This window comes from Amycolatopsis sp. NPDC049252, from assembly GCF_043197175.1.
Taxonomy (GTDB): Bacteria; Actinomycetota; Actinomycetes; order Mycobacteriales; family Pseudonocardiaceae; genus Amycolatopsis.
In genome coordinates this window covers 182986-202768 of the sequence record NZ_JBICSQ010000007.1, presented here as the reverse complement: position 1 = coordinate 202768, position 19783 = coordinate 182986, and the positions used below count along the sequence as shown (strand labels likewise).

General features: G+C 71.7%; 19 protein-coding genes and 1 pseudogene. 8 read left to right on the top strand and 12 right to left on the bottom strand.

Features of this window, described 5'->3' with window-relative positions; translation table 11 throughout:
• Positions 1 to 2: 2 nt before the first annotated feature.
• Positions 3 to 894 (top strand): annotated as a pseudogene (locus tag ACGFMK_RS12925) (IS5 family transposase).
• Positions 895 to 1133: 239 nt separating this feature from the next.
• Here ACGFMK_RS12925 and ACGFMK_RS12920 read toward each other — a convergent pair.
• From ACGFMK_RS12920 to ccrA, 4 genes are all read right to left on the bottom strand, one after another.
• Entirely contained in the window at positions 1134 to 2240 is a 1107-nt protein-coding gene (locus ACGFMK_RS12920; protein ID WP_392761449.1) for an adenylate/guanylate cyclase domain-containing protein, read from the bottom strand.
• Positions 2241 to 2242: 2 nt separating this feature from the next.
• The gene (locus ACGFMK_RS12915; protein WP_392761446.1) at positions 2243 to 2695 is read right to left on the bottom strand and encodes a universal stress protein; all 453 of its coding nucleotides are present in this window, start codon (positions 2693 to 2695) and stop codon (positions 2243 to 2245) included.
• Positions 2696 to 2788: 93 nt separating this feature from the next.
• Complete coding sequence (locus ACGFMK_RS12910) at positions 2789 to 3985, bottom strand: chromosome segregation protein (RefSeq protein ID WP_392761513.1); 1197 nt, start codon at positions 3983 to 3985, stop codon at positions 2789 to 2791.
• 171 nt (positions 3986 to 4156) lie between these two features.
• A complete protein-coding gene (gene ccrA, locus ACGFMK_RS12905; RefSeq protein ID WP_392761443.1) occupies positions 4157 to 5497 on the bottom strand; it encodes a crotonyl-CoA carboxylase/reductase in 1341 nt (446 codons plus the stop codon).
• Positions 5498 to 5702: 205 nt separating this feature from the next.
• On the opposite strand from ccrA, the gene ACGFMK_RS12900 reads away from it, so the two are divergent.
• The gene (locus ACGFMK_RS12900) at positions 5703 to 6071 is read left to right on the top strand and encodes an SPW repeat protein (protein WP_392761441.1); all 369 of its coding nucleotides are present in this window, start codon (positions 5703 to 5705) and stop codon (positions 6069 to 6071) included.
• Between the two features lie 19 nt (positions 6072 to 6090).
• Positions 6091 to 6663 carry a TetR/AcrR family transcriptional regulator gene (locus tag ACGFMK_RS12895; RefSeq protein WP_392761438.1) on the top strand — a complete coding sequence of 191 codons (573 nt, stop codon included), beginning with the start codon at positions 6091 to 6093 and terminating at the stop codon, positions 6661 to 6663.
• 292 nt (positions 6664 to 6955) lie between these two features.
• On the opposite strand, the gene mce is transcribed toward ACGFMK_RS12895, so the two are convergent.
• Positions 6956 to 7411, bottom strand: coding sequence for a methylmalonyl-CoA epimerase (mce, locus tag ACGFMK_RS12890; RefSeq protein WP_392761435.1), 456 nt, complete (start codon positions 7409 to 7411; stop codon positions 6956 to 6958).
• A gap of 137 nt (positions 7412 to 7548) precedes the next feature.
• Between mce and ACGFMK_RS12885 the strand changes: the two genes are divergently transcribed.
• From ACGFMK_RS12885 to ACGFMK_RS12875, 3 genes are all read left to right on the top strand, one after another.
• Positions 7549 to 8736: an acetyl-CoA C-acetyltransferase gene (locus tag ACGFMK_RS12885; protein WP_323337543.1), complete on the top strand. Its 1188-nt coding sequence runs from the start codon at positions 7549 to 7551 to the stop codon at positions 8734 to 8736.
• The gene (meaB, locus tag ACGFMK_RS12880; protein ID WP_392761432.1) at positions 8737 to 9702 is read left to right on the top strand and encodes a methylmalonyl Co-A mutase-associated GTPase MeaB; all 966 of its coding nucleotides are present in this window, start codon (positions 8737 to 8739) and stop codon (positions 9700 to 9702) included.
• A 291-nt stretch (positions 9703 to 9993) separates the two neighbouring features.
• Positions 9994 to 10722, top strand: coding sequence for a peptidylprolyl isomerase (locus ACGFMK_RS12875; RefSeq protein ID WP_392761430.1), 729 nt, complete (start codon positions 9994 to 9996; stop codon positions 10720 to 10722).
• Between the two features lie 341 nt (positions 10723 to 11063).
• Here ACGFMK_RS12875 and ACGFMK_RS12870 read toward each other — a convergent pair whose 3' ends face one another.
• Positions 11064 to 12434 carry a PLP-dependent aminotransferase family protein gene (locus tag ACGFMK_RS12870; protein WP_392761428.1) on the bottom strand — a complete coding sequence of 457 codons (1371 nt, stop codon included), beginning with the start codon at positions 12432 to 12434 and terminating at the stop codon, positions 11064 to 11066.
• A gap of 46 nt (positions 12435 to 12480) precedes the next feature.
• Here ACGFMK_RS12870 and ACGFMK_RS12865 point away from each other — a divergent pair, with 46 nt between their 5' ends.
• Together ACGFMK_RS12865 and ACGFMK_RS12860 are read left to right on the top strand one after the other, a co-directional pair.
• Positions 12481 to 12942, top strand: a complete 462-nt coding sequence (locus ACGFMK_RS12865) for a carboxymuconolactone decarboxylase family protein (RefSeq protein WP_392761425.1) — start codon at positions 12481 to 12483, stop codon at positions 12940 to 12942.
• The gene (locus ACGFMK_RS12860) at positions 12939 to 13679 is read left to right on the top strand and encodes an isocitrate lyase/phosphoenolpyruvate mutase family protein (RefSeq protein WP_392761423.1); all 741 of its coding nucleotides are present in this window, start codon (positions 12939 to 12941) and stop codon (positions 13677 to 13679) included. The genes ACGFMK_RS12865 and ACGFMK_RS12860 overlap by 4 nt, the downstream gene beginning before the upstream one ends.
• A gap of 78 nt (positions 13680 to 13757) precedes the next feature.
• On the opposite strand, the gene ACGFMK_RS12855 is transcribed toward ACGFMK_RS12860, so the two are convergent.
• The 6 genes from ACGFMK_RS12855 to ACGFMK_RS12830 form a co-directional block, all read right to left on the bottom strand.
• Positions 13758 to 15389, bottom strand: a complete 1632-nt coding sequence (locus ACGFMK_RS12855; protein ID WP_392761420.1) for a cation acetate symporter — start codon at positions 15387 to 15389, stop codon at positions 13758 to 13760.
• Positions 15386 to 15736, bottom strand: a complete 351-nt coding sequence (locus ACGFMK_RS12850; RefSeq protein ID WP_392761417.1) for a DUF485 domain-containing protein — start codon at positions 15734 to 15736, stop codon at positions 15386 to 15388. Before ACGFMK_RS12850 ends, ACGFMK_RS12855 begins: the two co-directional genes overlap by 4 nt.
• A 70-nt stretch (positions 15737 to 15806) precedes the next feature.
• Entirely contained in the window at positions 15807 to 17531 is a 1725-nt protein-coding gene (locus ACGFMK_RS12845) for a cation acetate symporter (protein WP_392761414.1), read from the bottom strand.
• 40 nt (positions 17532 to 17571) lie between these two features.
• Positions 17572 to 17922, bottom strand: a complete 351-nt coding sequence (locus tag ACGFMK_RS12840) for a hypothetical protein (RefSeq protein WP_392761411.1) — start codon at positions 17920 to 17922, stop codon at positions 17572 to 17574.
• Positions 17919 to 18674, bottom strand: coding sequence for a LytR/AlgR family response regulator transcription factor (locus ACGFMK_RS12835; RefSeq protein ID WP_392761408.1), 756 nt, complete (start codon positions 18672 to 18674; stop codon positions 17919 to 17921). The genes ACGFMK_RS12840 and ACGFMK_RS12835 overlap by 4 nt, the downstream gene beginning before the upstream one ends.
• Complete coding sequence (locus ACGFMK_RS12830) at positions 18671 to 19726, bottom strand: sensor histidine kinase (RefSeq protein WP_392761405.1); 1056 nt, start codon at positions 19724 to 19726, stop codon at positions 18671 to 18673. The genes ACGFMK_RS12835 and ACGFMK_RS12830 overlap by 4 nt, the downstream gene beginning before the upstream one ends.
• Between the last annotated feature and the right edge of the window lie 57 nt (positions 19727 to 19783).

The window sequence follows — 19783 nt, the reverse complement described above, 5'->3', positions numbered from 1 at the left end:
TCATGAACACCCTAGCGGTGACGGGGCGGTTCGACCTGACCGACGAGCAGTGGGCAACGCTGGAGCCGTTGCTGGCTGCGCCGTCGCGGCTGGGTCGGCCGTCGTTGTGGAGCAGGCGGCAGCTGATCGACGGGATCCGGTGGCGGGTGCGCACCGGTGCTCCGTGGCGGGACATGCCCGCAGGGTATGGGTCCTGGGCTGCGGTTTATGGACTGTTCCGGCGGTGGCAACGCGCTGGTGTCTGGCAGGCGGTCCTGACCGCGGTGCAGGCTGTGGCCGAAGCCGAGGGGTGGATCACGTGGGATGTCAGCGTGGACTCGACGATCGCGCGGGCGCATCAGCATGCGGCGGGTGCGCGGAAAAGGGGGATCTGCAGGCCGAGCCGCCAGGCGGGACCATCGTCGAGCCTGATGATCACGCGTTGGGCCGATCCCGCGGTGGGCTGACCACAAAGGTGCATCTGGGGTGTGAGCAGGGGCAGAAGCCGTTGTCGATCGTGCTGACCGCTGGACAGCGTGGCGACAGCCCGCAGTTCATTCCGGTCCTGGCCGGGATCCGGGTGCCTCGACCGGCTGGTGGGCGGCCGCGGACGCGTCCTGATCGGGTGCTTGCGGACAAGGCTTACACCTCGAAAGCCAACCGGGCTCACCTGCGCGGTCGCGGGATTAAGGCGACGATACCGAGCAAGGCTGATCAGGACGCGCACCGCAAGGCCAAGGGGTCGACGGGCGGTCGGCCACCGGCCTTCGACCCGAGGTCTATAAGCAGCGTCATGCGGTGGAGTGCGGCATCAACCGGCTCAAACGTCACCGTGGGGTGGCTACCCGTTATGACAAGCTCGCGGTTCGGTACGAGGCCACCGTCCAGATCGCGGCAATCAACGAATGGCTCTGACCAACTTCGATACAGGCCCTAGACTGGACCTGGGGACGCCCCCCTGGGAGCGGCGGGGGAGTTTCGGTGGGTTCTCGGCGGTGGGGCCAAAACGTGCGTCGTCGTTGACGGGGTGAGGGGCGCTCAGCCCCGGTGGTGCTGCCGCTCGGCTTCGGGGTCGGGAAGCCTGATCGGCCCGGACGGCGGCCTCGTGGAGAGCGGCCGAAGCACTCCGTGGAGGTCCGGCAGGCCGGGCGGCGTCAGAGCATGCGGCGCCGTCGGCGTCGGCGAGGGTGGGGCGGGTCTTCCGGCTCGATCGCCGGCGCTGGTTCGGTGAGGCCCAGCATCTCCGCCGCCAGCTGCTGTGAGCTCGCGAAGGCGCCTGTCGGGGCCTCGCGCGCGCGGCGCAGCGCCGACGGGCGGAGGCGGTTGTAGCCGCGGACCGTCACCGGGCGGCGCTGGCGCAGCTCGTACGCCGGTTCCTCCGCCAGCTCCGTCGCCAGTTCGCGGTCGATCAGGATCGTGCCCGGGCGGGCCACCGACGTCAGGCGGGCCGCCAGGTTGACCACCGAGCCGTAGACGTCGCCGAAGCGGTTCAAGACGCGGCCGGACGCCATGCCCGCGCGGACCGCCGGGATGCTCTCGTCCGCCGACGTGCGCTCGGTCAGGGCCAGCGCGATCTCCGCCGCGGCCACCGCCGAGTCGGCGACGAACAGGACCTCGTCGCCGATCATCTTGACCACCCGGCCGTGGTGCTCGGCGATGGTCTCCGTCGCGAGCAGCTCGAACGCGTCGAGCATCCGGCTCAGCTCGTCCTCGTCGATCTGGCGCGTCAGGCGCGTGTAGCCGACCATGTCCACGAAACCGACCACCTGGGTGCGCGTCTCGAGGTTCTCGTCCGGCGCCGCGAACGCCCGGCCGGCGTACGCCGCCAGGTGCCGCCGCCAGACGAAGTTCTGCACCTGCTCGAGCTCCGGCAGCAGCCGGTCGACGAGCCGGGCCACCTGGCGCTCGCTACGGCCCAGCTCCGGCTGCTCCTTGATCAGCTCGAACAGCATGTCGACCTGCCACTCGGCCAGCCGCGACAGGTGCTGGCCGAGCGCGCGTGTCACCGCCACTTCGATGCTCGGGTCGATCAGGCCCGACTGCACCAGCTGGTCCGCCGTCCGCATCGCCTCGACGTCGGCGTCGGTGAAGACCACCTCGTCGTCGGCGACCGTCGCGAACCCCAGCGCACGCCAGAGCCGGCGCGACCGATCGTCGGGCACGCCGGCCTTCTCGGCCACTTCGAGCCGGGTGTACTTCCGCCTGCCGCCGAGCAGGATGCGCTCGAGCCGCTGCTGAAGTTCTTCACTCGAATCGGTCACGCTCAGGTCGTGTGGACGATCAGCACGTCCACACCGGACTTGCGGGCCACCTCCGACGGCACCGAGCCGAGGATCCGGCCCGCGATCGTGTTCAGCCCGCGGTTGCCGACCACCAGCAGGTCGGCCTCGCGCTCGTGCACGACCTTGCGCAGCGAGTCGACCGGGTCGCCCTTCACCGCGATGGTGTCGATCTTTTCGGCCCCCGCGCGCACCGCCCGGTCCCGGGCGGACTGCAGCGTGTCCTCGGCCGGTGCCGAGCCGACGACCTGGTAGGCCTCGTCACCCAGGACGTCCTGGGCCTTGTCGACGTCGGTCTTGCTGGCCGGGTAGAACGCGCACGCGATGACGAGCGTCGCCCCCGCGTCGCCGGCCACCGCCGCCGCGCGGTCCACCGCCGCGAACGACGACTCCGAGCCGTCCGTGCCCACCACCACGGTCCGATATGCCGCACCCATGCGCAAAACCTCCAGGTGATCCCGCGTGAGCAGGGACGACAGCCGGTCGGAGTCGACCGCGCAGGCTCGTCCGCGCTCGTGTCGGGTGGAAGGTTACTCGCCAGTCGCTTTCTGCGCTCCGCTTGGCCGCGGACTGGGCTTCGGCGCGGGCTTCGCCGCCTGCTTGGGGGCCGGCTTCGGCTTCGGAACGTCCGAGGCCCGGATCCGGATGGTCTCTTCGACGTCGCTCACCGGCTTCGTTTTCCCGGTGTCGGATTCGGCCGCCGGCCGGTCCGGTTTCAGGTCCGCGGCCTTCAGGTCGGTCGTGACCTCCGCGGGCACCTTCACGTCGTCGCCCAGGACGGTGTGCGCCTCGGCGAGCACCGCCCGCGCCGCGCGGACCTGCTCGGCCAGCCCGCCGCGCACCTTGCGCAGCGAGTCGACGCGCTCGTTCGCCTGGGTGATCCGCCGGTTCGACTCCTCGGTCGCCGTCGTGACGCGGCGGCGCGCCTCGTCGGCGGCCTCCGCGAGCCGGGCGTTCGCCTCGTTGATCGAGTCCTGACGGCGCTTGTTCGCGTCCGCGACCGACTCCCGCTGACGGCGTTCGATCTCGGCCTTCGCGGAGGTCTCCTCCTCGAGGATCTTCGCGCGGATGTCGGCGGCGTCCTGGGTGGCCTCCTGGACGCGGCGCGCGGCCTCGGCCTTGCTCGCGGCCTCCTGCTCGGCCAGCACGCGCATCGCCTCGGTGCGGCGCGAAGCCATCGCGATCTCGAAGTCCTCTTCGACCTTCGTGCGCCGGTCCGACGACTCGGTGTCGAGCTTCGTGCGCTCGGCCTCGGCCTTGTCGGTGATCTCCTTGGCCTCGGCGCGGGCGTCCTCGAGCACCTTGCGGTGCTCCGCCTCCATCTCCTTGCGGCGCAGGTCGAGCTCGGTGAGCAGCTGCTCGTAGCGGGCGCGCATGGCGCTCGCGTCCGTCTCGGCCTTGGCCCGGATGTGGCCGGCTTCGGCCTCGGCGCGGGCCCGCGTGTCCGCGGACTCGTCCTGGGCCAGGCGCAGCATCCGCTGCAGCCGCTCCGAGAGGCCTTCGACACTGGTGGGCGGCTGGGCCAGCCGGTCGACCTGCCCGCGCAGGTCCGCGATCTCGCCGCGCGCGATCTCCAGCTGCCGGGCCAGGTCGCCGGCCTGCGCGATGGCGGCGTCCCGATCCGCGGTGAGCATTTTCAGGTCGGCGTCCAGCCGTTCGAGGTGCTCGTCGACCTGTGCTCGGCTGTACCCGCGCTTCGCCACGTCGAAGCCGGCTCCCAGCGGCACAAGCTCCCGTTCATCGCCAAGGCTCATGCGCCTACCGTAGTCGCAGCCGGGTCACGGAAGGGTGAGCACCCGGGGCCTGCGCCGAAAGTGCCGCCTGATGCGGCGAAAGGATCTTGCCGGATCGGGCCGGATCCCGGCGGATCCCGACGCCGCGATCCGGCCCCTTTCCGCTCAGGCGCCGCGAAACGCGTTGATCCCGTCGAGGTGCTTCGCGCGCTTCTCCTCGTCACGGACGCCGAGGCCTTCCTGCGGCGCGAGCGCGAGCACACCGACCTTGCCCTGGTGCGCGTTGCGGTGGACGTCCAGCGCGGCCTGCCCGGTCTCCTCGAGCGAGTACGTCTTCGACAGCGTCGGGTGGATCAGACCCTTGGCGATCAGCCGGTTCGCCTCCCAGGACTCGCGGTAGTTCGCGAAGTGGGAGCCGATGATCCGCTTCAGGTTCATCCACAGGTAGCGGTTGTCGTACTGGTGCATGTATCCCGAGGTCGACGCGCAGGTGACGATCGTGCCGCCCTTGCGTGCGGCGTAGACGGACGCGCCGAACGTCTCCCGGCCCGGGTGCTCGAACACGATGTCCGGGTCCTCGCCGCCGGTCAGCTCGCGGATCTTCGCGCCGAGGCGCTGCCACTCCTTCGGGTCCTGCTCGGTGTCGCTCTTCCAGAACTTGTACGCCTCGGCGCTGCGGTCGATGATCAGCTCGGCGCCGAGCTTCCGGCAGATCGCGGCCTTCTCCGGGCTGGACACGACGCACACCGGGATGGCCCCGCCGTTCAGCGCGTACTGCGTCGCGTAGGAGCCGAGGCCGCCCGAAGCGCCCCAGATCAGGACGACGTCACCCTGCTTCATGTCCGCGCCGTTGCGCGAGACGAGCTGGCGGTAGGCGGTGGAGTTGACCAGCCCGGGGGAGGCGGCCTCCTCCCAGGTGAGGTGGTCCGGCTTCGGCATCAGCTGGTTCGCCTTGACCAGCGCGATTTCGGCGAGCCCGCCGAAGTTCGTCTCGAAGCCCCAGATCCGCTGCTCGGTGTCGAGCATCGTGTCGTTGTGCCCGTCCGGGCTCTCCAGCTCGACGTTCAGGCAGTGCGCGACGACCTCGTCGCCCGGCTTCCAGTTGTGCACGCCGACGCCGGTGCGCAGCACGACGCCGGACAGGTCCGAGCCGACCACGTGGTACGGCAGGTCGTGCCGCTTCGACAGGGGCGAGAGCTTGCCGTACTTCTTGAGGAACTTGAACGTGGGGATCGGCTCGAAGATCGACGTCCACACGGTGTTGTAGTTGATCGCGCTCGCCATCACGGCGACGAGCGCCTCGCCGGGGCCCAGCTCCGGGACGGGCACGTCGTCCACGTGCAGCGACTTGCGCGGGTCCTTGTCCCGGCTCTCGAGGCCCTCGAACATGTCGACCTCGTCCTCGTGGACGGTCACCCCCCGGTAGCTCTCGGGCACGGGCAGCGAGCCGACCGCGGCGGACTCGCCGTTCAGGATGGCCTGCTGGATCTCGCCGAGCTGCGTCATCGGTTCCTCCGCGAAAATGGGGGTCAACGGCGTTGTCGGCCGAAATTACTCGCCGGTAACTCTGGCCCACAACTGTACGAGACGAGCGGCACGATTACACCCTCAACTGTGACGGATCAATCTTGACCGGCTGGCCAGTCAAAGCGGATGATCGAGGTCGGGAACACCACCCGACCAGCAGGATCACCTACGGAGGTGAGCACGAATGAGTGAAGTCTCTACGCGCGCGTGGACCCGGCCCCACGACTGGGCCGAGGTCGTCATCGGGGTCGTCGCCGCTCTTTCACCCCTTTGGCTGAGCACGGACAGCACCGTGATGTGGACGATGGTCGTCCTGGGAGCGCTGATCGCCCTCGACGGCCTGGTCTCACTCGGGTTGCCCGGGGTCGTCTACGGCGAAGGCATCCAGATCGCACTCGGCGTGCTGCTCTTCATCGCGCCGTGGGTGATGGGATACACCGAGTTCAACGGCGCGTCCTGGACGTCCTGGATCGCCGGGGTGCTGACGGTCGTCGCCGGCGCGGCAGCGATGCCGGTCGCGAGCGCCGCGCACCGCACGGCAGGCCAGCACTGACCGACCAGGAGGCACCGGAATGACCGAGGATTCGGCGAAGGAGCGCATTCTCTGCGCAGCCGAGGCGCTCTTCGCCGAATCCGGCTTCGACGCCACCCCGACCTCCCGCATCGCGGAGCGGGCCGGGGTGCCGAAGGGGCTGGTGCACTACTACTTCCGGCACAAGGCGGACCTGCTCACGGCCCTGGTCGAGCGCCTCCCGGACGAGCGCATCGAGCCGGCGGTGGTCGTCGTCCCCGGCGACCTGGCCGGCAGCCTGCGGCGGCTCGTCCGCGAACTGGACCACCGCTTCAGCCGGTCACTCGGGCTCTCGCACCTGCTGTGGCGCGAGGCCGACACCCACCACGTCGTCCGCGACGCCCTCCACGAGCGCTTCCAGGTGCTGGTGCGCCAGGTCCGCTCGGTGATCCTGGCCGCCACCGGCGACCGGCTGCCGGTGGTCGACGTGGACCGCGCGTCGGGCCTGCTCGCCCGCGCGGTCAGCCACCGCCACGCGACGGCGAGGCACGCGGAGAACGACCTCCCCGCCGAGTTCGACGGCGAGCTCACCTTCATCGCGGAATCGCTGGCCGCCAAGGTCGCGCCCGCTTAGGAACCGGTGCCGCCGATCGATCACGACGGCCGGGCCCGAGTTCGGTGGCGTGATGCGGAGGGCATGCGCCGACAAGCCTTCGCCGACGGCCTTCGCGCCCGGCGTGGCCGTTGCGGTGGCCAACGGCCACGGTGGCGGCTGCCCGGCGGTGCGGGTCATGCTTCCCCGCCCCGCCCCGCCCCGCCCCGCCCCGCCCCGCCCCGCCCCGCCCCGCCCCGCCCCGCCCCGCCCCTCTTGTGTCACGTGCGTGCGGACCTTTCGCGCCGAACCTGTTGCGCCGGAACGGGTGCGTTCAGTGCGCGGAGCCGTTCTTGGCCGGTTCCACCAGTTCGACGAGCACGCCGCCCGCGTCCTTGGGGTGGACGAAGTTCACCCGGCTGTTGGACGTGCCGCGCTTCGCGTCCTGGTACAGCAGGCGCAGGCCCTGGTCGCGCAGGGCGGCCGCCGCCGCGTCCACATCGGACACGCGGTACGCCAGCTGCTGCAGCCCCGGGCCGCTCTTCGCCAGGAACTTGCCGATCGCCGAGTCGTCGCGCAGTGGCGCCAGCAGCTGGATCTGCGTCTCCGTGCCCGCCGTGCCGGGCGCGCGCAGCATCGCCTCGCGCACTCCCTGCTCTTCGTTCACCTCCTCGTGCGCCACTTCCAGGCCGAAGTGCGCGCGGTGGAACTCGATGGCCGCGTCCAGGTCCGGGACCGCGATGCCGACGTGGTCGATGGCCGTCACGAACGGCCGCAGGGCGTCATTCATGGAGGCAGGATAGGGGGCCGCGGCCTCGCGGCGAGGCGGAATCGTCGCGTGCCCCGCCTCACACTGGCTCCATCAAGAAGGCAGTACCCCGGGTATGGTCGAACGAACTGCCCATGCGCCGAAGCTTGGAGGACGCCGTGTCCGGTTCCGTGATCCTGGGTGCCGCCCGTACACCGATCGGGCGCCTGCTGGGGTCCCTCAAGGACTTCACGGGCGCGCAGCTGGGCGGGGTCGCCATCAAGGCCGCCCTCGAACGCGCCGGGGTCGCCCCGGACGCGGTGCAGTACACGATCATGGGCCAGGTGCTGACCGCCGGCGCCGGCCAGATCCCGGCCCGCCAGGCCGCGGTCGCGGCGGGCATCCCGATGAGCGTGCCCGCGCTGACGATCAACAAGGTCTGCCTCTCCGGCCTCGACGCCATCGCCCTGGCCGACCAGCTGATCCGCGCCGGCGAGTTCGACATCGTGGTCGCCGGCGGCCAGGAGTCGATGACCCAGGCGCCGCACCTGCTGCCCAAGTCCCGCTCCGGCTTCAAGTACGGCGACACCACCCTCGTCGACCACATGGCCTACGACGGTCTCTTCTGCGCCTTCGACCAGGTCGCCATGGGCGCCTCGACGGAGAAGTACAACTCCCGCTACGGGGTCACCCGTGAGCAGCAGGACGCGTTCTCGGCGCGCTCCCACCAGCGCGCGGCCGAAGCCATCAAGAACGGTTACTTCGCCGACGAGATCGCGCCGGTCTCCATCCCGCAGCGCAAGGGTGACCCGGTCGTCTTCGACACCGACGAGGGCGTCCGCGCCGACACTACGGCCGAGGGGCTCGCGAGGCTGCGCCCCGCCTTCGCCTCCGACGGCACCATCACGGCGGGTTCGGCGTCGCAGATCTCCGACGGCGCCGCCGCCGTCGTGGTCGCCAGCAAGGCCAAGGCCGAGGAGCTGGGCCTCACGGCGATCGCCGAGATCGGCGCGCACGGGGTCGTCGCCGGGCCGGACGCGAGCCTGCACGAGCAGCCGTCGAACGCCATCCTCGCCGCGCTGGCGAAGGAGAAGCTCGCCGCCGACGCACTCGACCTGATCGAGATCAACGAGGCGTTCGCCGCCGTCGGCCTCGTGTCGACCGACAAGCTCGGCGTCGACCCGGAGAAGGTCAACGTCAACGGCGGTGCCATCGCCCTCGGCCACCCGATCGGGGCGTCCGGGGCACGGCTGGCCGTGCACCTGATCCACGAGCTGCGCCGCCGCGGTGGTGGGCTCGGTGCCGCCGCGCTGTGCGGTGGCGGTGGCCAGGGTGACGCCCTGCTGCTGCGGGTGCCGACGGCGTAGGTGACCCCACCACTCGACCTCGACGACCTGGTCGGCCGCGCGCGGGACGGGCAGCCCCGTGCCGTCGCGCGGCTGCTCTCCCTCGTCGAGGACGCCCACCCCCGCGTCGCGGAGATCGCGCGGGCGCTGACCCCGCACACCGGGCGGGCCCGCATCGTCGGGCTCACCGGGCCACCCGGCGTCGGCAAGTCGACTTCGACGTCGGCCCTGCTCACCGCGTTGCGCGCGGAGGGCAAGCGGGTCGGGGTGCTCGCGATCGACCCGTCTTCGCCGTTTTCGGGCGGGGCGCTGCTCGGTGACCGGATCCGGATGACCGAGCACGCCACCGACCCCGGTGTGTTCATCCGGTCGATGGCCACGCGCGGGCACCTCGGCGGGCTCTCGTGGGCCACTCCGCAGGCGGTGCGCGTGCTCGACGCGGCCGGCTTCGACGTGGTGCTGATCGAGACCGTCGGGGTCGGGCAGTCCGAAGTGGACGTCGTGAAGCTGGCCGACACCACCGTGGTCCTGCTCGCGCCGGGCATGGGCGACGGGATCCAGGCGGCGAAAGCCGGGGTGCTGGAGATCGCCGACGTCTTCGTCGTCAACAAGGCCGACCGCGACGGCGCGGACGCCACCGTGCACGACCTCAAGCAGCTGATCTCGCTGGCGCGCCGGGAGATCCGGGGACCGAGCTGGCGCCAGCCGATCGTCCGGACGGTCGCGGCCAAGGGTGAAGGCGTCGACGAGGTGGTCCGCGCGCTCGCCGACCACCACGCCTGGCTGGTCGCGCACGACGAGCTGGGCCGCCGCCGGGTGGCACGGGCCCGTGACGAGGTCGAGGCCATCGCGCTGCGGCGGTTGCGGGCCGAGCTGGCCGACCTGCGTGGGGGCGGCCGGCTGTCGGGGGTGGCCGAGCGGGTCGTGGCCCGGGAGCTGGACCCCTTCGCCGCCGCCGACGAGCTGATCGCGGACCTGCGCGGCTGACGCCGGCGGATCGACGGTTTCGACAGGTCTTCGACGTCGCCGACGGCCGTGATCCCCTTGCTGTGAAACACTTTCTGCGCCTGCGTGCTTCGTCATGGCTCTCCCTTCGCGGTGCGGCGCTTTGCCGTGTGATCGACATCGTGCTCGGGGGGTCCGACAATTTCCCGAGGTCGTTGCCGCGGTTCACCCGACCGGATGACATGGGCGACTTTCGCCGGTTATTCCTGTCGGTGCCGCGCCCTAGACTGCGGGGCGCTCCGGAACCGGGCGATCACTGGGAGGGCGTGCAGGATGAAGAAAGCACTGGTCACCGCGCTGGCCGTCGGCGCGTTGTTCGCGGCCGGGAGTGGCGTCGCCGCCGCGGACGACACCCCGCCACCACCGAAGACCACACACGGCCCCTGCCAGTACACCGAGACGCCGGGCGAGCCGGCTTCGCGGCCGGTGCCGCTGCCGCCCGACCCGCGGCACACGCCGAGCCACGGCAAGGTGGACGTCTCGGTCCCGACCACCCAGGGCGCGCTCCCGCTGCGGCTGGACCGTGCGGAGGCGCCCTGCACCGTGCAGAGTTTCCTGCACCTGGCGCAGCACCGGTTCTACGACCGCACGGTGTGCCACCGGCTGACGTCGTACCCGACGCTGAAGGTCCTGCAGTGCGGCGACCCGACCGCGACCGGGGAGGGCGGACCGGGCTACAAGTACAAGGACGAGCTGCCGGTGGACCTGCCGCCGGCGCCGACGGACCCGACCGGCGCCCGTCGCGTCTACGCGCGGGGCCTGCTGGCGATGGCGAACGCGGGCCCGGACACGAACGGCTCGCAGTTCTTCGTCGTGTACGGCGATTCCGCGTTGCGGCCGAACTACACGGTGTTCGGCACGGTCGGCGCAGCGGGCTTGCGGACGCTGGACAAGGTCGCCGCGGGTGGCATTCAGCCGACCGCCGACGACCCGGCGCCGGTGGACGGGACGCCGGTGCTGAAGACGGAACTGCTCCGGGTACGGCCCGACTGCTGGTTCTGACTTGCGCCGCGGGTCACCTCGACAGGGTGACCCGCGGGCTCGGCGCGGGCTTGCGTGATCGGAGCCGGAGCCGGAGCCGGAGCCGGAGCCGGAGCCGGAGCCGGAGCCGGAGCCGGAGCTCGCGTGGCTGGGGCTGGAGCTCGCGTGATTGGGGCCGGAACTCGTGTGATCAGAGGCGGAACTCGTGTGGTGGGCGGCGGGATTCGCGTGATCGGCGGGCATCTCACGTGATTTAACGGGCATCACGCGTGATTGGCGAGGCATCACGTGTGATTGAGGGGTCGGCTCGCGTACCCGGTGGGTCGGCTCGCGTTCATGGAGGGGCGGTTTGGGCGAGGCGGTCAGGTGTTGATTTCCCAGAGGGCCTCGATCAGGGTTTGGACTGCGCTCGCGAAGGCGTGCTTGGGCGGGGCGGCGTAGCCGACTATCAGGCCTCCTGGGCGGTTTTCGTCCATCCAGTACGTGCCGAGGCCTTCGATGCCGATTGCGCGGCGGCGGCAGGCCGCCAGCGCTTCTGTTTCCGTGGGGCCGTCGGGTGGGAGCATCAGCAGGAGGTGCAGGCCCGCCGCTATGCCGTGGGGACGCACTGAGTCCGGTAGGGCCGTCAGGAGGCGGGCGCGGCGGGAGCGGTACTCCGCCCTGCTGCGGCGGACGTGCTGGTCGTAGCCGCCCGAGTCGAGCAGCTCCGCCAGCGCCAGCTGGTTCAGGATCGCCGGGCGGGAACCGCTGTCGGCCATGGCTGCGCGGACCGGTTCGACCAGGGCGCGTGGCAGGACCAGCCAGGCCAGGCGCAATGCCGGGGCGAGGGTTTTGCTTGCTGTGCCCGCGTAGACGACCCGTTCTGGTGCCAAGGCTTGTAGCGCACCCACCTGCTGGTGGTCGAAGCGGAACTCGCCGTCGTAGTCGTCTTCCAGGATCAGGGCGCCTGAGCGGGCCAGCTGGGTGCGGCGGTGGGGAGCGAGGGTCACGCCGGTGGGGTATTGGTGTGCCGCCGTGACGACCACCGCCGGACTGTCCAATGCGGACACGTCGACGCCGTGTTCGTCGACGTCCACGCCGGCGATTCGCTGGCCTTGCGCCGCGGCGATGTCGCGGTACATGCGCAGGGACGGGTTTTCGAACGCCATCTCGTTGATGTCGAGCCCGCGAAGGGCCCGCGCCAGGACGGCGATCGCGTGGGAATAGCCGTGGCACACCACGATCCGGGCCGGGTCCGCGACCACTCCGCGGCTGCGGGCCAGGTACGCCGCCAGCGTGTCGCGCAGCTCCGGGGCGCCCAGCTCGGACTCGTAGCCGAACGCCGCCGCCGGGGTGCGCAGCAGCGCGCGGCGGGTCGCCGTGATCCAGGCCTGGCGGGGGAACGCCGTCAGGTCCGGGCGCCCCGGCCGCAGGTCCCAGCGCGGGGCCGGGTCGCGGGGCGCCGGCCTCGGGGCGGACTGGGGGAGGGCGCCGGCCGTCGCGACCCGGGTCGGCGCGCCCTGGGCGGTGCGCAGGTAGCCCTCGGCGGCGAGGTCGGCGTAGACGCGGGTGACCGTGCCGCGGGCGACGCCCAGGTCCTGGGCCAGCGCCCGGGTCGACGGCACGGCCGCCCCGGGCTGCCAGCGGCCTTCGCGGATGGCCGCCCGGATCGCCGCGGCCAGGCCGGTGCGCCCGGTCTCGGGCTGCCAGCCGAGGTGGACGTCGAGGCCGGAACTGGACCACGAATCTGCCATGTGACTGGACCATACTCGTGGACCAGTGCGAGCTAGCGTGGACACCATGACGAAACGGATCGGACTCGGGCACGCGCCCGAGATCTACCAGGCGATGGCGAACGTGCAGGCCGAGGTGGACAAGGCCGGCGCGAACGCGGGGGTCGACCACAAGCTGATGGAGCTGGTGAAGATGCGCGCGTCGCAGCTCAACGGCTGCGCGTTCTGCCTCGACATGCACAGCCGTGACGCGCTCGAGTCGGGCGAGTCGCCGCGGCGGCTGTTCGTGCTCGACGGCTGGCGTGAGACGACCCTGTTCACCGAGCAGGAGCAGGCCGCTCTCGCCCTCACCGAGGCGATGACCAAGCTGGCCGCGACCCAGAGCATCCCTGACGACGTCTACGACGAGGCCGTGCGGGTGCTCACCGAGGACCAGTACCGCGCCGTCGCGTGGCAGGTCATCGCGATCAACAGCTGGAACCGGGTGGCCGTCACCAGCCACTCGCCGCTGCCGAAGCGCGACGCGTGAGCGCCGCCGCGCTCAAGGCCCTGCACGTCCCGGGCCGGCCGCTGGTCCTGCCGAACGCCTGGGACGCCGACACCGCGAAGGCCGTCGAGGCGGCCGGGTTCCCGGCGATCGCGACCAGCTCGGTCGCCGTCGCGGCCGCCCTCGGCTTCCCCGACGGGGAGCAGGCACCGGCCGACGAGATGTTCGCGGCCGCCGCCCGGATCGTGAAGGCAGTCGGCGTGCCTGTGACGGTGGACGCCGAATCCGGCTACGGCCTGGACGGCGCCGAGCTGGCGGCCCGGCTCCTGGACCTCGGCGCGGCCGGCCTCAACTTCGAGGACACCGACAGCGCCACCGGGCAGGTCCGGCCGGTCGCCGTGCAGGCGGAGCGCATCGCCGCCCTGCGCGAGGCGGCCGGTGACGGCCTGGTGATCAACGCCCGCCTCGACGCCTTCCGCGGCGCGAGCGACCCCCGTGAGGTGCTGGCCGGCAACGTCGCCCGGGCGAAGGCGTACTTCGCGGCCGGTGCCGACTGCGTCTACCCGATCCACCTGCGGACGTCGGACGTGCTCGCGGAGTTCGTGCAGGGTGTCGGCGGCGCCGTCAACGCGCCCGCGTGGCCGGGCAGCCCCGGCATCGCCGGGCTCGCGGAGCTGGGCGTGGCGCGGATTTCGCTGGGCGGTGGCCTGTGGGGCCACACCCGGAAGTTCCTGGCCGACACGCTGGCCGAGGTCGCCAGGGGAAACCTGCCGTACTGATGGCCGAAGGCCGCCGCGAGGGGATCGGGAACACCCTCGCGACGGCCTTCGGTGTCAATGGCCGCTGGTCGGCGGCCGCTAGTGGGAGACGGCCTTCTCGGCGCCCGCGCCGGTCAGGGAGCGGACCTCCATCTCGGCGTACTTCTTCTCGTTGTGCTCCTTCGACAGCACGGTGCCGAGCCACCCGAGGAAGAACGCGATCGGGATCGAGACCAGGCCCGGGTTGTCAAGTGGGAACCAGTGGAAGTCGACGCCCTGGAGCATCGACGCGCTCTTGTGTGTCTTCGGGTCCACCGGCTTGCCGGAGACGGCCGGCGAGAACACGATCAGGACGATCGTGACGGCCAGGCCGCCGTAGATCGACCACAGCGCGCCCTGGGTGTTGAACCGCTTCCAGAACAGCGAGTAGAGGATCGTCGGCAGGTTCGCCGACGCCGCCACCGCGAACGCGAGCGCGACCAGGAAGGCCACGTTCTGGCCGTTGGCCAGGATGCCGCCGAGGATCGCGACCGCGCCGATCACCAGCGCGGTGATCCGGGCGACCTTCACCTCCGAACCCGGGGTCGCCTTGCCCTTCTTGATCACGTTGGCGTAGACGTCGTGGGCGAACGACGCCGACGCCGTGATCGTCAGGCCCGCCACCACGGCGAGGATCGTGGCGAACGCGACCGCCGCGATCAGGCCGAGCAGCACGGGGCCGCCCAGTTCGAGCGCCAGCAGCGGCGCCGCGGAGTTGGCGGCACCCGGGGCGGCCTTGATCTTGTCCGGCCCGACCAGCGCGCCCGCGCCGTAGCCCAGCACCAGCGTGAACAGGTAGAACACGCCGATCAGCACGATCGCCCAGACCACCGAACGGCGCGCGTCGCGGGCGGTCGGCACGGTGTAGAAGCGCATCAGCACGTGCGGCAGGCCTGCGGTGCCCAGCACCAGCGCGATGCCGAGGGAGAAGAAGTCCAGTTTGGACGTTCCGGTGGCGCCGTACTGCTTGCCCGGGCCGAGCAGCGCCTCGCCGGTCTTGCCGCCCTTGTCGACGGCGGCCTGCAGGAGCGAGGAGAAGTTGAAGCCGTACTTGCCCAGCACCCACAGCGTCATCACCAGCGCGCCGACGATGAGCAGCGCGGCCTTGATGATCTGGACCCAGGTGGTGCCCTTCATCCCGCCGATGAGCACGTAGGCGATCATGATCACGCCGACGATGACGATCACCAGCGACTGGCCGGTCTTGCCCTCGATGCCCAGCAGCAGCGCGACCAGGCCGCCCGCGCCGGCCATCTGGGCCAGCAGGTAGAAGAACGACACCACGAGCGTGGACGTCGCGGCCGCGGCCCGCACCGGGCGCTGCTTCATCCGGAACGCCAGGACGTCGCCCATCGTGAACTTGCCGGTGTTGCGCAGCAGTTCCGCCACCAGCAGCAGCGCGACCAGCCAGGCCACGAGGAAGCCGATGGAGTAGAGGAAGCCGTCGTAGCCGTAGATGGCGATCGCGCCCGCGATGCCGAGGAACGACGCCGCGGACAGGTAGTCACCCGAGATCGCGATGCCGTTCTGCGGGCCGGTGAACGCGCGGCCGGCGGCGTAGTAGTCCGACGCCGTCTTGCTGTTGCGGCTGGCCCGGAACACGATCACCAGCGTGATGATCACGAACACGCCGAAGATGCTGATGTTGAGGAGCGGGTTGCTGCCTTCGACTCCCGCGGCGAGCGTCTTCATTCCCGCTCCTCCTTTTCGATGTCCTCGCGGATCTTCTCCGCGATCGGGTCGAGACGGCGGTTCGCGTAGCGGACGTAGAGCCCGGTGATCACGAACGTCGAGACGAACTGCAGGAGGCCGAAGATCAGGCCGACGTTGACGTTGCCGAACACCTTCGTGCTCATGAAGCCGTGCGCGTAGTCGGCGAGCAGGACGTACAGCAGGTACCAGAGCAGGAACACGGCCGCCATCGGGAAGACGAACCGGCGCAGGCGGCTGCGCAGCTCGCGGAACTCGGTGCTGTTGTGCGCGCGTTCCCAGACGGCTTCAGCCGTTTCCGGGGGGCCGCCGGGTTCCGTCGTGCTCATGCTGCTCCCTCGCGACGTTGCGGAATGTGGTCCGGGTCACCGTAGGGAGAGGTGAGGCTCGCGTGAAGAATCAGCGGCTCAACAGCCTCGCGAGACGACGAACGGTTGACGAACGGTCGCGCGGCCTGGCCGAACGGGGTTCGTCCAGGTGCAGACGGAGCATCGCGGACGCCGCCCAGAGCGGGGGCCGCCCGCGCAGGGAGACCAACGCCATTACGCCGAACGCCAGCGGTACCGACCAGGGTGCCGGTTGCTGCACCAAGATCGCCACCCAGCCGTGCAGCCGCGGGCCGGCGAGGGCGAACAGGATCGAGCCGGACGACGCGACGAGCCCGGTCAGCACCCCGGCGATCGCGCCGGCCGCGGTCAGCCGCGGCCACCAGATGCCGAGCACCAGCAGCGGGCAGAACGTCGACGCGGCGACGGTGAAGCCCCACGTGACGAGCACCCCGGCGTCCAGCTCGGCCGAACGCAGCGCCAGCAGCACCATCACGGCGGCGACGCCGAACACCGCGAACCGCAGCCGGCGCAGCCCGCCGGGCACGAGGTCGTGGGCCAGCGCCCCGGACATCACCAGCAGCAGCCCGAGCGACGTCGCCAGGAAGGCGGCGAACGCGCCCGCGGTCAGCAACGCCGTGAAGAGGCCTCCGGCCCAGCCACTGTCCACTTGGTACGGCAGGGCGACGACGACGGTGTCGGTCGCGCCGGAGAGGTAGAGCCCGGGGACCAGGACCCGGCCGAGGACGCCGTAGACGCCGGGGAAGAGGTAGAAGATCCCCAGCAGGGCCACGGTGATCGCGGCGGTGCGGCGCGCGGCGCGCCCGTCCGGGCTGGTGTGGAAGCGCATGAGCACGTGCGGCAGGCCCATCGTGCCGAGCATGGTCGCGATGAGCACCGACCAGGTGCCGAGCAGCGGATAACCCTGGTCGCCGAGGTCGAGCAGCGGGCGCCGCCAGTCCGGGCCGCCGAGCGGGGCGCCGCCGCGGACGGCCGGGACCGCCGTGCCCTCGCCGAACACGACGACGTCCTGGCTGTGCGCGGTGAATTCCCCCGGCGGCAACGTTTCCGCGACGTTGTTGCGCCGGACCGCGGTCGGCTCGCGGATGACCATGGTGACGTCGACCTCGAACTTCACCGACGTCTCGCGGGTGAAGTGGGTGAACTCGACGGGGTTCAGCGCGTCGGCCCGGTTGACCGCGCCCGCCTGCAGCACCAGCCAGATCGCCGGGATCAGGAACAGCAGCAGCTTCAGCACGAACTGGAACGCCTGCACGTACGTCGCCGCGCGCATCCCGCCCAGGGCCAGGGTGACGCTGACCGCGGCGCCGGCCAGCACCACGCCGACCCAGTACTGCGTGCCGCCGACCGCGGTGAGCACCAGGCCGGCGGTGCGGAACTGCGGGACGACGTAGATCGTGCCGATCACCAGCACCACCACCGCGGCGAGGCGGCGCAGGGCGGGGGAGTTGAGCCGGGCCTCGGCGAAGTCGGGCACGGTCAGCGCGCCCGAGCGCCGCATCGGCGCCGCGACCAGCACGAGCATCGCGATGTAGCCGGCGGTGAAGCCGACCGGGTACCAGAGCGCGCCGATGCCGTCCTTGACGACGAGCCCGGCGACGCCGAGGAACGACGCCGCCGACAGGTACTCGCCGGACACCGCGGCGGAGTTGACCAGTGGCGAGATCCGCCGGGACGCCACCAGGAAGTCCGACGTCGTGCGCATCGCGGCGACCCCGCGGACGCCGATCAGCAGCGTCACGAGCACGACCGGCGCGACGGCGAGCGCGACCCCCACTAGCCCGCCCTGCCTGACCAGTGCGCTCGGGGCCGGCGGGTCACTGGTCGTCCTCGAGACGCTCGGCGCGCCGCAGCTGCCAGCGCGCCAGCAGCGCCATCGACGGGTACGGCAGAACCGCGATCATCAGCCAGGACAGCGGAATCCCCAGCAGCCGCACCGAGTCCAGGCCCGGAAAGAGCGCGAACACGCCCGGCAGGCCCAGCAGCAGCGCGAACATCAGCACCAGCGCGGGAAGGCCGCTACGGCGTTGCGCCCGGTACAGCGCCGTGGCGCGCTGGGTCTCCGCCGGCGGCAGCCGCGGGACCCGCCAGCGGCCGCGCGAACGACGTCGCGCGTGGGCCAGGCGGGTCTGCGGGCTGGTGACGGCCACCCGCCGGATCCGGCTCATCGCGCGCCCGGCCCGAGCTGGCCGCGCTGGGCGGCTTCGAGCAGCCTGTCGCGCAGGTCGCGGGCGTGGCGCCGGCTGACCGGGACGTCCCCCGCCTCGGTGTGCGCGAGCAGGCCGCCCGCGCTGTCGCTGCGCAGCTCCAGCACCGCGCCGACGGCGAGCAGGAACCCGCGGTGCACCCGGCTGAACCCGGTGCCCTCCCAGTACTCCTCGAGCCGTGAGATCGGCATCCGCACCAGGTGCACGCCGCCGCGCGTGTGCAGCCGGACGTAGTCACCGTGCGCCTCGACGAAGAGGACGTCGTCACGGCGGACGTAGCGGGTGCGGCCGCCGGACTCGACCGGGAGCGCGGCCATCGCGTCCGGGGTCGGGCGGCCGGCCGGGGTCGCCATCCGGCCGACCTTCGCGAGCGCCGCGGCCAGCCGTTCGGCGCGGACCGGCTTGAGCAGGTAGTCGACCGCGCCGATGCCGTACGCGGTGACGGCGTGGCCGTCGTGCGCCGTGACGAACACGATCACCGGTGGCTCGCTCAGCTTCGCCAGCAGGGACGCCAGTTCGAGCCCGTCGAGGCCGGGCATCGAGATGTCGAGGAACACGGCGTCGAACCGGTCGGCCTGAAGCAGCTTCAACGCCTTCAGCGCGTCACCCGCGCCGACGACTTCGCCGACTTCGGGGGCTTCGCCCAGCATCGTGCACAGTTCGTCCAACGCCGGCGGCAGGTCGTCGACGGCGAGCACCCGCAGGCCCGTCACGGCAGCACCCCCGGCTGGAACCGCGGCACCCGCACGATCACCCGGGTGCCGGCGCCGACCTCGGTCTCGACGGTCAGGCCGTACCAGGCGCCGTAGACGTCCCGCAGCCGTCTGTCCACATTGGCCAGTCCGAGCCCGGCCGGGTCGTCGTCCCCGAGCCGCCCGGCGAGCAGGTCCGCGGCCCGCTTCGGATCCATGCCGACCCCGTCGTCCTCGACGAAGATCACGCAGTCGTTCCCTTCCGCCTGCCCGTGCACCTGGACCAGCCCGGCCTCCGGGCGCGGCTCGATGCCGTGCCGGATCGCGTTCTCCACCAACGGTTCCAGCACGAGGTAGGGGACGGCGACGGCGAGGATCTCCGGCGCCACCCGCACCTGGACGCGCAGCCGTTCGCCGAGCACCGCCCGCTGCAGCGCCAGGTACGTCTCGATCGCGCGGAACTCCTCGGCGACGACGGTGTACTCGCCGTGCCGGGACAGGCTGTAGCGCGTGTAGTCGGCGAAGTCGAGCATCAGGTCACGGGCGCGGTCGGGGTCCGAGCGCACCAGCGACGCGATGACGGTGAGGGCGTTGTAGACGAAGTGCGGCGACATCTCCGCCCGCAGCGCGCGCAGCTCGGCCTGGGCGGCCTGCTCGGCCGACGCCTCGAGCCGGCCGCGCTCCAGTGCCCGCACGACGAGGTCCGCGGCCTGGCCCGCCACCGAGTCCCGGACGTCGCCGACGACCAGCAGCGCGCCGGCGAGTTCGTCGTGGACGTGCAGCGGCAGCACCAGGACGTCGTCGGCGGAGCCCGGTTCTTCGCTGTGCAGCACGCTGTCGAGCACCGTCGCGACGACCTCGTCCGGCCCGGGACGGCCCGACCACAGCAGCACCCCGGACAGGTCGGTGAGGCCGAGGCCGGGGAAGCCGAACAGCCGCCGCAGGCCGTGCGCGGCGCGGCGGGCGCGGGCGCCGGACAGGCCGTCACGCAGGTCGTCGGTGATCCGGCGGGCCGCGGCGAGCACCGGCAGCGGGTCGGCACGGGACGCCGCCCCCAGGCGCAGCACGGTCATCGGGCCTCCCCTCGGCGACGGTGTCCAGGGCAGTAGATCCTACGACGTCGCTTTCGG

What these genes read in the sequence shown, in the direction of transcription:
- ACGFMK_RS12915 (WP_392761446.1), bottom strand. Translation starts at nt 2,695, where the DNA reads ATGGGTGCGGCATATCGGACCGTGGTGGTGGGCACGGACGGCTCGGAG.
- ACGFMK_RS12830 (WP_392761405.1), bottom strand. Translation starts at nt 19,726, where the DNA reads ATGACCGTGCTGCGCCTGGGGGCGGCGTCCCGTGCCGACCCGCTGCCG.
- ACGFMK_RS12855 (WP_392761420.1), bottom strand. Translation starts at nt 15,389, where the DNA reads ATGAAGACGCTCGCCGCGGGAGTCGAAGGCAGCAACCCGCTCCTCAAC.
- ACGFMK_RS12850 (WP_392761417.1), bottom strand. Translation starts at nt 15,736, where the DNA reads ATGAGCACGACGGAACCCGGCGGCCCCCCGGAAACGGCTGAAGCCGTC.
- ACGFMK_RS12895 (WP_392761438.1), top strand. Translation starts at nt 6,091, where the DNA reads ATGACCGAGGATTCGGCGAAGGAGCGCATTCTCTGCGCAGCCGAGGCG.
- ACGFMK_RS12870 (WP_392761428.1), bottom strand. Translation starts at nt 12,434, where the DNA reads ATGGCAGATTCGTGGTCCAGTTCCGGCCTCGACGTCCACCTCGGCTGG.
- ccrA (WP_392761443.1), bottom strand. Translation starts at nt 5,497, where the DNA reads ATGACGCAGCTCGGCGAGATCCAGCAGGCCATCCTGAACGGCGAGTCC.
- ACGFMK_RS12875 (WP_392761430.1), top strand. Translation starts at nt 9,994, where the DNA reads ATGAAGAAAGCACTGGTCACCGCGCTGGCCGTCGGCGCGTTGTTCGCG.
- ACGFMK_RS12900 (WP_392761441.1), top strand. Translation starts at nt 5,703, where the DNA reads ATGAGTGAAGTCTCTACGCGCGCGTGGACCCGGCCCCACGACTGGGCC.
- mce (WP_392761435.1), bottom strand. Translation starts at nt 7,411, where the DNA reads ATGAATGACGCCCTGCGGCCGTTCGTGACGGCCATCGACCACGTCGGC.
- ACGFMK_RS12865 (WP_392761425.1), top strand. Translation starts at nt 12,481, where the DNA reads ATGACGAAACGGATCGGACTCGGGCACGCGCCCGAGATCTACCAGGCG.
- ACGFMK_RS12840 (WP_392761411.1), bottom strand. Translation starts at nt 17,922, where the DNA reads ATGAGCCGGATCCGGCGGGTGGCCGTCACCAGCCCGCAGACCCGCCTG.